At 59.8% G+C, this 14750-nt stretch carries 10 protein-coding genes; 4 read left to right on the top strand and 6 right to left on the bottom strand.

From position 1 onward, the window contains the following. Nucleotides 1–181 precede the first annotated feature (181 nt). The 6 genes from QYQ93_RS17165 to QYQ93_RS17140 form a co-directional block, all read right to left on the bottom strand. Nucleotides 182–598, bottom strand: coding sequence for a hypothetical protein (locus tag QYQ93_RS17165; RefSeq protein WP_124378308.1), 417 nt, complete (start codon nucleotides 596–598; stop codon nucleotides 182–184). Further along, nucleotides 592–876 carry a hypothetical protein gene (locus QYQ93_RS17160; protein ID WP_080889140.1) on the bottom strand — a complete coding sequence of 95 codons (285 nt, stop codon included), beginning with the start codon at nucleotides 874–876 and terminating at the stop codon, nucleotides 592–594. The genes QYQ93_RS17165 and QYQ93_RS17160 overlap by 7 nt, the downstream gene beginning before the upstream one ends. A gap of 21 nt (nucleotides 877–897) precedes the next feature. Next, nucleotides 898–1275, bottom strand: a complete 378-nt coding sequence (locus tag QYQ93_RS17155) for a hypothetical protein (RefSeq protein ID WP_043051556.1) — start codon at nucleotides 1273–1275, stop codon at nucleotides 898–900. A 2-nt stretch (nucleotides 1276–1277) separates the two neighbouring features. Continuing rightward, nucleotides 1278–6068: an RHS repeat-associated core domain-containing protein gene (locus tag QYQ93_RS17150; protein WP_338475123.1), complete on the bottom strand. Its 4791-nt coding sequence runs from the start codon at nucleotides 6066–6068 to the stop codon at nucleotides 1278–1280. Between the two features lie 146 nt (nucleotides 6069–6214). Continuing rightward, nucleotides 6215–9289, bottom strand: coding sequence for an efflux RND transporter permease subunit (locus tag QYQ93_RS17145; RefSeq protein ID WP_338475122.1), 3075 nt, complete (start codon nucleotides 9287–9289; stop codon nucleotides 6215–6217). 2 nt (nucleotides 9290–9291) lie between these two features. Beyond that, nucleotides 9292–10398: an efflux RND transporter periplasmic adaptor subunit gene (locus tag QYQ93_RS17140; protein WP_338475121.1), complete on the bottom strand. Its 1107-nt coding sequence runs from the start codon at nucleotides 10396–10398 to the stop codon at nucleotides 9292–9294. A 100-nt stretch (nucleotides 10399–10498) separates the two neighbouring features. Between QYQ93_RS17140 and QYQ93_RS17135 the strand changes: the two genes are divergently transcribed. From QYQ93_RS17135 to QYQ93_RS17120, 4 genes are all read left to right on the top strand, one after another. Further along, the gene (locus tag QYQ93_RS17135) at nucleotides 10499–11704 is read left to right on the top strand and encodes a Bcr/CflA family efflux MFS transporter (RefSeq protein ID WP_338475120.1); all 1206 of its coding nucleotides are present in this window, start codon (nucleotides 10499–10501) and stop codon (nucleotides 11702–11704) included. A gap of 75 nt (nucleotides 11705–11779) precedes the next feature. Further along, a complete protein-coding gene (locus QYQ93_RS17130) occupies nucleotides 11780–12646 on the top strand; it encodes a pirin family protein (protein WP_338475119.1) in 867 nt (288 codons plus the stop codon). A gap of 124 nt (nucleotides 12647–12770) precedes the next feature. After that, nucleotides 12771–14216, top strand: coding sequence for a mechanosensitive ion channel family protein (locus tag QYQ93_RS17125; RefSeq protein WP_124378300.1), 1446 nt, complete (start codon nucleotides 12771–12773; stop codon nucleotides 14214–14216). Between the two features lie 93 nt (nucleotides 14217–14309). After that, nucleotides 14310–14747, top strand: a complete 438-nt coding sequence (locus QYQ93_RS17120; protein ID WP_057014381.1) for a carboxymuconolactone decarboxylase family protein — start codon at nucleotides 14310–14312, stop codon at nucleotides 14745–14747. The last annotated feature ends 3 nt before the right edge of the window (nucleotides 14748–14750 follow it).

Genomic DNA, 14750 nt, shown 5'->3' with positions numbered 1-14750 from the left:
GGCTCGCAGCAGTGGCGATATCTCAGCCGCCGAATATTTACCTGATATGCCTCAATCCAAATGTGGGAGGGGGCTTGCCCCCGATGGCGGTGGGTCAGCTTGCATATGCATTGACTGAACTACTGCTATCGGGGGCAAGCCCCCTCCCACATTGGATATTTGGTGTATTCAATATTGGGGGTCACCATGTGGCAGGGTCTTCGAGACTGGCTTTTTGGAGATCTTCTTTCCACCACTCATTAGTTAATCTGTAAATCTCTTCGAAAAAGCCTCTTGGATTGTCCATTTCACTCCATCCCCAAGGCAGGTTGCAATAATAGCCAGGAGCCTGTCTAAATAATTGCGAAAAATCATAGGTTTTGTCGCTAAGTGCTGCCTCTAATGTATCGCATAGGACTTTACGATGCCGATAATTTAAGTCTGAGGATTTATCAATTATATATTTTTTGATTAATTGCGTTCTGTCGATGTCAGTATTGATATCGTAACATGCAAGCTCCTCACCTAGAGTTTCTTCGCGATCATAAATGTCGAATGGGCCTAGAAAATGCCGAAGTTTTGGTGCGTACGGTATATTCAGAAAAGGGTGTTTCAGCATTGGTCATTGCTCACAGGGAAAACGGTATAAAGTTTTTTTGTCTCACGATCAAACTTCGCGATCGCTGTATCCATATTTTCATCAAGTATTGGATTGTTCAGGTCAGCAGGGTTAGGTATGTATCCTCTTCCACAATCCTGCATTTCGATTCGGACGATTGGATTGCCATAATAATCCTCTCCTGTAAAAGGAGGTAGATTACGTTCTGCTCTTGTGGTTGCTTCATTTAGGACAGCGAATTGAGCGCGATAACTTTTAAACTGGGTGCTTAGCTGCATAGGGTTTTCCTTTCTAGTGGGTTATTTATTTGTTTGGGAGCATCCGCTCGCATCGGTTTCTAACCTGTAATGCTGCAAGCAGCGTAGTAGCACTCTCATGAATTGCCTGTGGTCAGTTATCTCGTCATCGAAATAGGTGTCGAGAAGATAAAAAACAGAACTAAAATTTTCATCAATATTTAGGTAGTGTTGAAGTGTCTCAATATGCCATTGTTGAATTTCAATTTTGTATGATAGGAATTCTGGCTTGGTTAGTTTTTCAAAAAGCTCAGCGAGTTCTGTTTCGTCGTTGACATTTTTTGAAGCGATGAAGCGCTCTCTTTCAGGGTCGTCGTAGTTTTCAATGCTATAGGTGAATAGTAGGCTTTTGAGTATTGATAGATCTGGTTTGAGCTTCATGTTTAGAATTCCGTGTACGCAGTAATTGGGTTGCCATCATTGTCAAGTATTACAATGGCTTTGTTTTGCCTTCCATATTCAAAATTATTTTTTTTGTATCCTTCTCCAATTATTTTTCCCATGTTAATTGGCCTGCGAGATGTTTGAAGATTTGTATACTTAAATATAAGTTGTGCGCGATAAATAGCGTTGAGTTGGTCCCGATGGCTGAAATATCTAGTAGCTGCAGTAGGTATCTTGGGTTCACCATCTTTTCTTCCACCAATGTATCTTTCGATTTCCTCTGTTGTTGGGTTTTTACCTGACCTTACTCTTTCGAGTTGGGAGCCGGGGGTTGTCTGCGCGCCGTGCTTCTCCAAAAAATGTGCTCTTGGAAATGCTTGTTCGATCTCTTTCAAACGTCTGTAGGCGTTTGCCTCTGCAAGCTCATCAATTCGCGCCTGTCGCTGCGAGCGGGGCAGTTGCGGTAAGGCCGGTCCTCCGTGGTTAACACTCGCTGTAGGGTTCTGAACGCTAGCGCTGGGTTTACATCCGTTCTCATCTGGGCATGTATTCAAGCCCAGCGGGTCTATCCAGCCTGTCGGATTTGGCGCGTATCGGTACCCATTGACCCCACCCGCCAACTTCACCGGATCCGGCGTCAGGTAACGACCAATATCCGGATTGTAGTAGCGATGGCGGTTGTAGTGCAGCCCGCTTTCCTGATCGAAATACTGTCCCTGAAAACGCAGTGGATTGTCGATCTTGCCTACGTCGAGTCGGGCGATCTGGCCGTAGGCGCGGTAGTGGGCGGACCAGACGATTTCGCCTGCGGTGTCGGTGAGTTCCTGTGGTGTGCCGAGGTGGTCGAGCTGGTAGTGGTAGGGCGTTGTGGCTTTTGGGCCGAAGCCTTCCAGCAGTGCCAGTGGGCGGAAGCTGCCGGGCTCGTAGATGTAGCTGCGGTGGCGGTCCGCATGATGCTCGGCAATCAGCTTGTCGCCTTGCCAGAAAAACTCGGTGGTCTTGCCGTCCACGGTCTTGCTGATGCGCCGCCCAAACGGATCATAACGATAACTGGCGGTTTCGCCGTTCGGTTTTGTGACGCTGATCAGCCGGTGCTGGCAGTCGTAGCGGTATTCAGTGACGAGTTGCTGGCCTTTGCCGCGTCGTTCGCGGATCAGGTTGCCGAAGGCGTCGTAGTCGTAGTGGCGGTCGCCCTGGATCACCAGGCGGTTCGCCGCGACGATGTCCGGGCCGGGGCGGTCTTGCATGAGCAGGTTGCCGGCCGGGTTGTGGGCGAAGCGTTCCTGCACGTCCTGCGAATGGTCGGCGCGGGTCAGGCGGGCGAGGGGGTCGTAGTGGTAGCGGTGTTCGCCTTTGCGCGTGTCGAGCAGGCGGGTGAGATTGCCGCTTTTGTCGTAGTCGTATTGGCGCTGGTAAAGGTAATTTTCCTGCTGTGTGACGGCGTGAGCGTGCAGGCGGTTTTGGTCGTCGTAGTGGTAGTGGCTGAGCAGCTGGCCTTGTTGGCGCTGGTGTTCGCGACCGGCGCGGAATAGGTGAGAGGTGAGCACTTCGCCGTTGAGCTCGACGGTGGCGAGGTGGCCGCCTTTGTCGTGGTTGAAGGTGAGGCGGTTATTGTCCGGCAGGCGCAGTTTTTGTAGCTGGCCGCAGGCGTCGTAGCCGTAGCGCAAGGTGCCCCAGCCTTGGTGTTCGGCGGTGAGGCGGTTTTGGCGGTCATACTCGTAGGCCAAAGCCCAGTGACCGTCCTCGACGCTGAGGAGGTTGCCTTGGCGGTCGTAGGCATAGTCGACCACGCTGTCATCGGGCAGGGTTTTTCGTACGAGGCGTCCGGCGTGGTCGCGCTCGTAACGGGTGATTAGCTGACTGCCGTCGTCGCCGTATTCGGTCTTTTCCTGCAGATTGCCGTTGAGGTCGTAGGCATACGCGGTGCGCTGGCCGTCGAAGCCGGTTTCCTGTTGGAGCAGGCCGTTGGGGTGGTAGTCGAGCTGGTAGGTTTCGCCGACTTCGTTTTCGATCTCGGTGAGCAACAGCCGGGCGTTGTCGTAGCGATACTTGACCTGGGTGCCGTCGGCATTGATGCGGCGGCTGATCAGGTGCAGGCCGCCTTCGTATTCGTAGCGGGTGACGTGGCCGAGTTCATCGCGCTCGGCGATGATTTTTCCGTAGGGGTTGTAGCTCAATTCCCGGCAGGCGCCGCCGGGCTGGGTCAGTTTCAGCAGACGTCCTACGGCGTCCCATTCATAAAGAATCTGCGCGCCATGTTCATCCTCACGCGCAATCTGCCGCCCTAAATCGTCATAGCGATAACGCTTGATCCCGCCATTGGGCAGTTGTTCTTCGAGCAACTGCCCACGCTCGTTCCACACCAGCCGATGACAGCTGTGATCGGGGTACCAAACGCCCGTCAGTTGCCCACGTTTGTTGTAGCTGTAGTCTGTGACCTGCCCGTCAGGATCAGTCCTACGCGTAACATCGCCCTGGCTATTACGCTCATATTTCCAGACCGCCTCGCCACGCCTGACAACCCGTACGAAACCGTTGTCATGCTCGTAGAACGTCGGCTCGTCATCCCCCGGAAACAACGCCACCAAGCGTCCGGCTTCGTCGTACTGATAGGCCGTCACCGCACCCAGCGGGTCTTGCTCGACGGTCAGCCGACCTTTGTCATCGTAGGATTTAAAATGCTGGGCGCCGTCGGGATCGATGCGCTGCACCAAGCGCGCCCGATCATCGTGGACATACACTTCCTGGCTACCATCGGCGTTATGCACGGTGACACGGCCGTCATCCCCCCAGGCATAACGCGTGTCCATCTGCGAAAAACTTGCCCAATGCCGGACACAGCGTGCTGCCTTGCCAGAGCCTTCCCACTCCCAGAAGAAACTCGCCCCACCGGCCAACTGCCGCTCAAGAATGACGTGCTGCTCGTCGTAGCGATAACGCTCGCTTTCCCCGACAGCATTGGTCGCGCAAACCAGTCGTCCATCTTCGTCATAGGCGTAGGAAACGACGTTCTGCTCGGTCTCCCAGACGTAGGGCTCACGGCCTTTGGCGCGATGAACCTGGTAGTCCACCGCGACGATGCGATCCATTTCATAACGCAGCAGCAGCGAACGGCCGGCACCGTTATCCAACCGCTCAATCCGCCCGGAACGATCACGCACAATGCGCAGGCGGTTGTCATACGCATCGCTGATCGAGACCAGCACACCGTCACGAAAGTGATAGAACCGCGACGCCTGGGCCAACACCAGTTCATCAGGCGCCGAGCCCAGGTAGATCGCCGCTTCGGCCAGGCTATTGGTGATCGCGGGTCGAGCAGATGTGGGCAACGGAAACTGCGTACGGCGATTCTCATGGTCCGTCCACACCACCGAATCGCCCGACACAGCAAGCCTGTGCGCCAGCGCGTGACTCCAGCCAAACCCCAACCCACAATCCAGTTCCACCGCACTGGTGCGATACAAGCGCGTCCACTCAAACGGTAAAACCCCGTCCAGGGCACCATCGGTGAGGGTCAGCAATTCCTCCCCGGTAACCATCGACACCGGGCAGCCATTGGTAACGGTCTTGTCCGCTGGCGCCGCCGCATCCCCCTTGGGATTCGACGCCATGGCCGGCGCATCATCGACGTGCTCCTGCCGCACCAGCACCGTCTGCCGGGCCTTGCTGCGCACAGCCGGCAGCGGATTCGAAACCAGTTGATCCCCAGCCTTCAACGGTACAGCCGGCACCACCTTGACCGGCGTCGCCGCACTGCTCAGCAACACAGGCTTGGCCGCCTCTACATGAGCCTCCAACCGCGGCCCCGTTGCCTGCTTGGCCAGCAACTCCAACAACGCCCGCGCTTGCCCGGACTTGACGCGACTGAGCATCTGCGCACCCAGGCGCAGCTGTACCCCAATGCCCCGCGTGGCCCAGATCAGCAGCAGGTTGATCAAGACTTCGCCGGTGATTTCACCCAGCAGCTCATACATCTGCGGCGGCGGCAGCATGCGTATCCACGCCACCATCGCCGCCAGGTAGATAAACAACAGCGGCTCATCACTGAGCACCAGCAAGCCCTTGGCCAGCGTGTCTTTGCCCAGCGTGAGCAACTCGTCCAGTTCGGCCTGGGAGATGTACTTGAGTAGTTTCTCGCTGTTGGATTTGAGGTTCGCGAGCAGGTCATACAGCTCGGTGATGTTGTCCCACAGGTTGTAGAAGGCCTTGCCAATCCCGGTTGCAAAGGCAATGCCCTGTAGGCCGCTGCGCTTGTAGGCTGGCGCCTGGGCAAAGTCTGCCCATTGCAGCTTGAAACGCTCGTCCCATTGTTTGCACAGTTCAGCTTCCAGCCCGGCAATCACTGACCCGTAGGAGGCATACAGCGCCTTGACGTGATCCTTGGAAACATTGGGGTAAAAGGTGATCTGGTAGCGCTGGTCGCGGCTGCAGTCGTTGACTTCAAGAATGCCGGTGGGGCCAATGGTGTGGTGGATCGGCGTGCCCACCAGGCTGCCATCTGTGGCCAGGGCTTGCAGCATCACCCGGGTGTTGCCGATGGGAACGAACTGGGTACTTTCGAACAGATGCACCAGGGTCAACCCACCCTGGGCTTTGCATTGAGCGACCGTGCGGCTGGGCTTGTCGGAAGAGATCGGCGCGACCAGTGCGACGTCTTCCCCAACCTTGAACACCTGCTCCACAGTCAGTGCCGAGCCACTCAACAGGCTGTCGGCCCACTCATCGAAGGTGTTCAGGCAGGTGCGAAAATCGGCTAAAACCCGACTGACGTCCGGGGCCTTGGGATCCATGGGCGCCAGCACAAAGCTGGCAAACGCCGGGATCAAGAGCCAGCCCTATCAACCAGGGCTGTAACGAAAAAAACCATCTGCAATCCCTCGCACTGTTCAATCAGGCGAGGGACTTTGCAGAGGTTTTCAGGGCGGGGGAGTAGAGCTTATCCGGCGCTTGCGTGGGACGTTTCGGCAACTGCGTCGCGCAGCACCAGGCTGCACAGCGCCGGCAGGAACAACAGCGTCAGCACCGTGCCCACCAACACCCCGCCAATCAACACATAGGCCAGGGACGACCAGAACACCGACAGTGTCAGCGGAATAAACGCCAGCGCCGCCGCCAGTGCGGTGAGGATCACCGGTCGCGCTCGACGTACCGTGGCTTCGATGATTGCCTCGCGAATCGCCATGCCGTGGTCCTGGTTCTGGCGAATCTGGTCGGTGAAGATCAGCGTGTTGCGCATCAGGATGCCGCCGATGCCGATCAAGCCCAGGATCGCATTAAACCCAAACGGCTGGTTGAACAGCAGCAAGGTCGGCACCGCGCCGATCAAGCCCAGGGGCGCAGTGGCGAAGACCATCAACATGACGCCGAAGGAGCGCACCTGGAACATGATCACCGTGAGCGTCAGCAGGATCATGATCGGGAACAACGCCGCCAGCGCCACGTTGGCCTTGGCGCTTTCTTCCACCGGGCCGCCGATGTCGATGTGGTAACCGGTCGGCAGCTTGGCGATCAGGGGTTGCAGGTCTTTGTACACGGCCATTTCCACATCGGGCGGTTGTACCCCGTCGATGATGTCGGCGCGCACCTCCACTGTGGTTGCACGGTTACGGCGCTTGAGGATCGGCTCTTCCATCACCGCCTGGAAATGCCCGACCTGGGCCAGCGGCACCGATGTACCGGCGCTGTTGGTCAGGGTCATGTTGTTGAGGTTGGCGAGGTCTTCGCGCTGGCTGCCTTGGGCGCGGGCCACCACGGATACGGTGCGGTTGCCTTCGCGCACTTCGGTGATCGGGTTGCCGCTGAGCAGGGCGTTGAGCTGGGATTTGACCTCATCGGGGGTGAAGCCGAGCAAGCGCAGGCGATCCTGGTCCAGCACCAGGCGATAACCGCTGGTGCGCTCGCCCCATTCGAGGAAGGTGTCACGGGTCAGCCGATTGGCGGCCACCACTTGGCGCACTTGCTCGGACAGCCCGCGCAACTCGTCCAAGTCCGGCCCGGACACACGGAACACCACGGGAAACGGTACAGGCGGGCCGAACACCAATTGCGTGACGCGCACCCGCGCCGCTGGAAACTCACCCGCTGCGATGCGCTCGCGCATGCGCACTTTCAACGCGTCACGGGCGTGGGAGTCCGGGGTTTGCACGATCAACTTGGCGAATGCCGGGTCAGGCATTTCCGGGTTCAGCGACAGGAAAAACCGCGGTGCGCCGCCGCCGACATAGGTGTCGACCATGCTCGTCTGCGGCTCCTGCAACAGGGCTTTCTCCACCTGCGCCGCCACCGCTTCAGTGCTTTTGAATGCGCTGCCGGGCGGCATATACACTTCCAGGATCAGCTCCGAACGGTCGGAGTCGGGGAAGAACTGTTTCTTCACCACCGCCATACCCAGCCCGCACAGCACAAACGCGGCCACCACCAGCCCGGTCACCAACCAGCGCCCGCGCACGCAGGCCTCCACCAGACGCCGAAGTTTCTGATAGTAGCGCCCGGCATAAATCGCATCATGCCCACCGGGCACAGGCTTGATCTGCGGTAACAGCTTCACGCCCAGATAGGGCGTGAACACCACCGCCACCAACCACGATGAAATCAATGCAAAGCCGACGATCCAGAAGATATTCCCGGCGTACTCGCCTGCACCGGAGCGCGCAAACCCTACGGGTAAAAAGCCGATAATTGTCACCAACGTACCGGTCAGCATGGGCGCAGCCGTGGAGCTCCAGGCATAGGTCGCCGCATGGATACGATCAAAGCCTTCTTCGAGTTTCACCACCATCATCTCGATGGCAATGATCGCGTCATCCACCAGCAAGCCCAGGGAAATGATCAGCGCGCCGAGGGTGACGCGGTCGAATTCGCGCCCGGTGACCAGCATGATCACGAACACGATCGACAGCGTCAGCGGCACGGCCGCCGCCACCACCAGGCCCACGCGAAAGCCCAGGGCCAGCAGGCTGATCAGCATCACCACGGCCAGGGCGACGAAGAACTTGAGCATGAACTCATTCACCGCCAGGCTGATGTTTTTCGCCTGGTCGGAGACCTTGACGAAGTTCACGCCCAGGGGCAGGTCGGCGCGGATTTTGGCCTCCTGGGCCTGCAGGCTCTGGTCCAGCTCCAGGCCGTTCCAGTGTTTCTCCATGATCACCCCGAGCATCAGCGCCGGGTCGCCCTGGTGGCGGATACGGTAGCTGGGCGGGTCCTCATAACCGCGGCTGACACTGGCGACATCGGCGATGCGCAGCACGCGGCCATTGACTTGTAGGGGCACGTTTTCAATCAGCGCCAGGCTGTCGAAGGCGCCGTCGATACGGATATACGCACGGGCACCGGCGGTCTCGACAAAGCCTGAGGGCGCCACCGCGTTTTGCGCGGCGAGGGCGGCGAAAATCTGCTCGGGCTTGATGCCCAGGGTCGCCAAGCGTTCATAGGAAAACTCGACAAACACCCGTTGGGCCTGCTCGCCAAGAATATTGACCTTCTTCACCCCCGGCAGGTTGAGCAAACCCTGGCGCAGGGTCTCGGCCATTTGCACTTGCTGGCGATGGGGCAGGTGTTCGGCTTCCAGGGCGTACAGCGCGAAATACACATCAGAGTATTCATCGTTGAAAAACGGGCCGATCACGCCTTTGGGCAATTGCGCGGCTTCGTCACTGAGCTTCTTGCGGGTCTGGTAGAACAGTGCCTGGATTTCGCTCGGGCGCGTGGATTCGAGAAAGGTCATGCGCATCGACACAAAACCCGGCTGGGCGATGGTCTCGACGCGGTCGTAGTAGTCCAGCTCCTGCAGGCGTTTTTCCAGGCGGTCGGCCACCTGTTCCTGCATCTCCTGGGCGGTGGCGCCCGGCCAGGCGGCGGTGATGGTCATGACCTTGACGGTAAACGAGGGGTCTTCGGCGCGCCCCAGTTTGCCGAACGCGAACATTCCGGCGACCAGGATTGCAATGAGCAAGAACAGCGTCACTGCGCGGTGTTTGACCGCCAGTTCAGAGAGGTTGAGCCCGCGCATGGTCATTGGTCCTGCTTGCGGTTGAGGGCCAGGGCCTGGGCGGGCAGCAAGCGTACCTTGTCACCGCTGTGCAGCAGGTGCGCTCCCAGGGCGACGATGGTTTGCCCCGCTGTCACGCCGCTGTCGAGCAAGGCGTCTTCCTGGCCGAGGCGGGCGACTTTCACCGGCGCGAAGGTCAGCGTGTTGTCATCGCCGATCAGCCACACGCCGGGGCCCTGGCCTGCGTCCTGCAATGCGCCAATTGGCACGCGGGTTTGCGCGGCCTGGCCGTTGACTTGCAGGCGTACGGTGATGGTGGAGCCGAGGGCGAAACGCTCGACGGCGCCGTGCAACACATAGCGGGCGCGGTAGGTGCGGGTGATGGGGTCGGCGCTGGCGGACAGTTCGCGCAGGCTCGCGGCCACGGCTTGGTCGGGGGCGCCGAAGGGAAAGGCCAGGGCTTTTTGCGCAGCCAGGTCGCGCTGGTTTTCCGGCAGGTTGACGATGGCTTCACGGGCGCCTTCGTGGGCCAGGCGCGCGACGATTTGCCCTTCGGCCACCACTTGGCCGCGGTCGGCTCGCACGTCGGTGATGATGCCGTCGCCATCGGCCTTGAGCACCGAGTAGGTGCGGCGGTTTTCGATCTGGCTGGCATCCGATTGCGCCGCGGCCAGTTCCGCCTCGGCAACACGCAGGTTGGTGGCCGACTGGTCGAAGATCTGCCGTGACACTGCGCCGGTACTGGCCAGGCGCTGGTAGCGGTTTTCATCGTCGCGGCGTTGGCGCAGCTGGGCCTGGGCGGCGTTGACGCGATTCTTGGCCGAGCGCAGCGCCAGTTCGAAGTCGCCGATGTCCAGCACCAGCAAGGTATCGCCACGGGCAACGCGCTGGCCGGGGTCGACCTTGCGCTCGATCACTTTGCCGCTGACCCGGAAACCCAGGTCGCTTTCGGTGCGGGCAGCGACCACACCGGTATATGCGCTTTGCTGGGTGCCGGCGGCTTCAACGGTGGCCGCCAATACGGGACGTGGCTGCGGCGCTTGAGCGGCGTTGTCAGCTTGGCTGTGGCAGCCACCGAGCACCATCAACAGGGCCAGGGGCGTGAGAAGACGCAGGGGGAGAGGGGGCATGGCGGGCTCCAGGGGTAACCATCGGGCAAAAAATTATGGACATAATTTTTTACGCATATTATGGTCGAAATATAAATTAATCCAGCCCCGGATAATCCCCATGGCAATCGCCCCGGCACCTTCACGCAGCTTGTTGTTATTACTGGTTGCCCTTACGGCCTTGGGTGAAGTCTCGACCCAGTTGATCATTCCGGGCCTGGGCGCCATCGAGCAGGCGCTGGCGGCGCCGGTGGGTTCGGCACTGCTGGCGCTGTCGGCGTTTGTCGGTGCCTTTGGCCTGGGGCAGTTGCTGTTCGGGCCGCTGTCGGACCGTATTGGTCGACGCCCGGTATTGATCGCCGGCCTGGCGTTGTATGTGCTCGCCACGCTATCGATGCTGCTGGTCAACGATATCCAGCAATTTATCATCGCCCGCGTGTTCCAGGGCCTGGGCGCGTGCGCCGCGTTGGTGTTGGCACGCACGGTGGTGCGGGATGTGTGGAAAGCCGAGGCGGGCCCGGCCCTGGCGCTGACCATGATCGGCATGCTGTATGCCATCGTCGTCGCGCCGATGCTTGGCGGCCTGTTGATCAAACTATTGGGTTGGCGCGCACCGATCAGCCTGGCGTTGGTGATCGGCAGCCTGGTGCTGGTGCTGGCGCTGCTGTTCTTTCGCGAGAGCAACCACCACCTCGATCCCAAGGCCGCGCACTGGCGTACCCTCGGCGGGCAATACCTGGACCTGCTCAAGGGCCGCCAGTACCGGGCCTATGCCGTGGCCCTGGCCTGCACCTACGGTGCGATGTTTGCGGTGATCGCCGGCTCCTCGGCGGTTTTCATCAACCTGCTGGGGTTCAGCAGCCTGGAGTACGGCCTCAACTTCGGGTTGATCGTGTCGATGCTGATCGTGGGTTCCACCTATACCCGGCGTAATATCCAACGCCTGGGGCCGCAGCGGATTGTGGCGATGGGCGTGACAATGGTCGCGCTCGGCGGGGTGGCAGCGCTGGTGATTTACGCACTGTTCGGGCTGTCGGTGGTGGGACTGGACGTGCCCATTGCCCTGGTCACCCTCGGCGGTGGCCTGGTGTTGCCAGGCGCAGTTACCGGCGCGGTGATGCCCAACGCACATCGTGCCGGTTTGGCGGCGGGGCTGATGGGGTTCGCGCAGATGTTCGGTGCCACCTGCAGCGGTTTGCTGTTGAGCCAGCTGCGCGATGGCAGTGCTGCACCGATGGTGATGATTCAAGCCGGGTTTGCGCTGTCGGCCTTTGTTGCATTCCAGCTGTTGCGCCAGCGCCAGGTTAAAGCATTGTCCTATACATAGAACGATCAGGGCCGGTTTTGCCGTCTAGTGCTCAGGGATGAGGCGATTTATTGTGTACCCACTTTGGAGGTACACATGAAAAAGCTGATTGGTATCTACACCAGCCCCCGCGCCCACTGGGTCGGCGATGGCTTCCCGGTACGCACTTTGTTTTCCTACGACACCATGGGCAAGCACATCAGCCCATTCCTGTTGCTGGATCACGCCGGGCCGGCTGAATTCACGCCCACCGAACAGCGTCGTGGCGTCGGTCAGCACCCGCATCGCGGCTTTGAAACCGTGACTATCGTTTACGACGGCGAAGTCGAGCACCGCGATTCCACCGGTGCCGGCGGCAAGATCGGCCCCGGTGATGTGCAATGGATGACCGCGGCCAAGGGCATTCTCCACGAGGAGTTCCACTCCCAGGATTTCGCCCGTCGCGGCGGGGCGCTGGAAATGGTGCAACTGTGGGTCAACCTGCCGGCCAAGGACAAAATGGCCGATGCCGGCTACCAGACCATCGTCGATGGCGATATTCCGGTGCTGCCACTGGCGAACGACGCTGGCAACCTGCGCTTGATCGCTGGTGAATTCGCTGGTGCTCATGGCCCGGCCCATACCTTCACGCCGATTGACGTGTGGGACTTGCGCCTCAATGCCGATAAGGCGGTCACACTGGACCTGCACGCCGGGCGTAATACGGCGCTGGTGATCCTCAGTGGCACTGTGCTGGTCAATGGCGAGGAAGTTGCGCGACAAGGGCAGCTGGCGCTGTTCGAGCGTGACGGTGACCAGCTCACCCTGGAGTCGAATGACGACGCCAAGGTGTTGCTCCTCAGCGGCGAACCCATCGACGAGCCCATCGTCGGCCACGGTCCGTTCGTGATGAACACCGAGCAGGAGATCCACCAAGCGTTCGCCGACTTCCAGTCGGGCCAGTTCGGGCAGATGCACGCCTGAATGCCGGGTAGGTTTAAATAACCCATGTGGGCGGGGGCTTGCCCTCTCTCACATTTTTTCCTGCGCTATACCCGTCTTATCGATTTCATGCGATCTTCTCGGCATTCGCCCTGGAGTCGCCTGGATGCCCTCATTTATCGCTGATCACCCGATGCTGTGCGCCGTGGCGTTGATCTTTATCGACATCGCCGTGTGGCGTCTCATCTCCGCCGACCTGGCCAACTGGAAACTCGCCGCGCGGTTGGTGATTTTCGCGGTATTCAGCGTCGTGTTGTTCAACGACGGCATGAACCCCATGCAAACGGCGCCCTATGCCGACGACACCACCTTGCACCTGGCCGCCACGGCGTTGCAGATCGGCTGGTGGTTGTTCGCCGCACGCACCCTGACGGTATTGCTCGGCGCAGTGATGATGCAGCGGGTCGGGCATACCGGGCGCTTGCTGCAGGACCTGATGGGCGCGGTAATCTTCCTGATCGCGATCATCGCCGCCATGGCCTACGTGCTCGACCTGCCGGTCAAGGGCGTGCTGGCCACTTCCGGTGCGGTAGCGATCATCGTCGGCCTGGCGTTGCAAAGCACCCTGAGCGACGTGTTTTCCGGGATCGTCCTCAATACCACCAAGCCTTACCAGATCGATGACTGGATCTCCATCGACGGCACCGAAGGCCGTGTCACCGATATCGACTGGCGCGCCACGCGTTTGCAAACCTCCCAGGGCAGCCTGGCGGTGATCCCCAATTCCCTGGCGGCCAAGGCCAAGATCATCAACTTCTCGCGCCCGGCGGACATGTTCGGCCTGGCAGTGAGCCTGCAAGTCAGCCCCCACGCACGTCCGCAAACCGTGATCGAGGCCCTGGAACGGGCAATGCAGGGCTGCCGGCCATTACTGGCCCAGCCCGCCCCGAGCGTGGCGTTCAAAGCCTCGACCAGTGGCGGCGTCGAATATGAAATCAGCGGGTTCGTACCGGCCATGGGCCTCAAGCGCGAAACCCGCAACCTGCTTTACGATTTGGCCTACCGTCACTTGCAGGCGGCGGGCGTGGGCCTGTTGTCTGCCACCGAGGGCAGCACGCCGCCAGCGGTGTCCGGCGCGCGGGCGTTGCTTGAACGCTCGTCGATTTTCTCCACCTTGCGTCAGGAAGAAAAAGACACCTTCAGCCAGAACATGACCCTGCACACCTACCGCGCCGGCGAGATGATCCTGGCGGCGGGGGAGGTCAGCGATCACTTGTTCATCATCGAATCCGGGGTGGTCTCGGTGCTGTTGGTCAAGGACGGGCACACGTTCGAGGCCGGGCGCATGGGGCCGGGGGAGGTGATCGGCGAATCCGGCGTGCTGTCGGAACAGGCAGCGCTGGCGGATTTTTCGGCCAAGACCTACTGCACGCTTTATCGCATCGAAAATGAATACCTCAAGCCCTGCCTGGACGCACGGCATGACATCGGCGAAGCCATGAAGGCGCTGCTGGACTTCCGTCGACATGCCGCCCAGGCCCTGACCGAAGACGCGCCCGTGGTGCCGGTGAAGAAGGGTTTCCTGCAATGGCTGCGCAAGCGTGGCCTGTAGATTGGTCACCTGTTCTTCGCCCGGATTGGCTATTCCTCCAGGACGCCCTGGTGACTAACCTGCTCACCAATCCCAACGTTCTGGAGCTACACCATGCAAACCCGTACTGATTTCTACACCGCTTCCCCCGACGCCATGAAAGCCATGCTTGCCCTGGAAGCGGCGGTCGGCAAACTTTCCATCGAATTGCCGCTGCTCGAACTGGTGCGCCTGCGCGTCTCGCAGATCAACGGCTGCGCGTTCTGCCTGGACATGCACACCGCCGACGCCCGCAAGGGTGGCGAAACCGAGCGGCGTTTGTACACCGTGTCGGCCTGGCGCGAGACCCCATTCTTTACCCCGCGTGAACGCGCTGCGCTGGCCTGGGCTGAAAGCCTGACCCTGCTGAGCCAGACCCACGCCCCGGATGAAGACTTCAATGCCCTGGCCGCCGAGTTCAGCCCGCAGGAACAAGTCGACCTGAGCGTGGCCATCGCCACCATCAACAGCTGGAACCGCCTGGCGGTGGGCTTTCGCAAGATGCCCAAGTAATTT

Origin of the sequence: Pseudomonas khavaziana (genome assembly GCF_036704165.1) — a bacterium.
GTDB lineage: Bacteria > Pseudomonadota > Gammaproteobacteria > Pseudomonadales > Pseudomonadaceae > Aquipseudomonas > Aquipseudomonas khavaziana.
Note: the sequence above shows the minus strand (reverse complement) of the source record. Positions and strands in the feature narration are given on the sequence as shown.

Bases quoted from the DNA above. Each gene is read 5' to 3' on its own strand.
- QYQ93_RS17165 (WP_124378308.1), bottom strand. From the start codon at position 598: ATGCTGAAACACCCTTTTCTGAATATACCGTACGCACCAAAACTTCGG.
- QYQ93_RS17160 (WP_080889140.1), bottom strand. From the start codon at position 876: ATGCAGCTAAGCACCCAGTTTAAAAGTTATCGCGCTCAATTCGCTGTC.
- QYQ93_RS17155 (WP_043051556.1), bottom strand. From the start codon at position 1,275: ATGAAGCTCAAACCAGATCTATCAATACTCAAAAGCCTACTATTCACC.
- QYQ93_RS17150 (WP_338475123.1), bottom strand. From the start codon at position 6,068: ATGGATCCCAAGGCCCCGGACGTCAGTCGGGTTTTAGCCGATTTTCGC.
- QYQ93_RS17145 (WP_338475122.1), bottom strand. From the start codon at position 9,289: ATGCGCGGGCTCAACCTCTCTGAACTGGCGGTCAAACACCGCGCAGTG.
- QYQ93_RS17140 (WP_338475121.1), bottom strand. From the start codon at position 10,398: ATGCCCCCTCTCCCCCTGCGTCTTCTCACGCCCCTGGCCCTGTTGATG.
- QYQ93_RS17135 (WP_338475120.1), top strand. From the start codon at position 10,499: ATGGCAATCGCCCCGGCACCTTCACGCAGCTTGTTGTTATTACTGGTT.
- QYQ93_RS17130 (WP_338475119.1), top strand. From the start codon at position 11,780: ATGAAAAAGCTGATTGGTATCTACACCAGCCCCCGCGCCCACTGGGTC.
- QYQ93_RS17125 (WP_124378300.1), top strand. From the start codon at position 12,771: ATGCCCTCATTTATCGCTGATCACCCGATGCTGTGCGCCGTGGCGTTG.
- QYQ93_RS17120 (WP_057014381.1), top strand. From the start codon at position 14,310: ATGCAAACCCGTACTGATTTCTACACCGCTTCCCCCGACGCCATGAAA.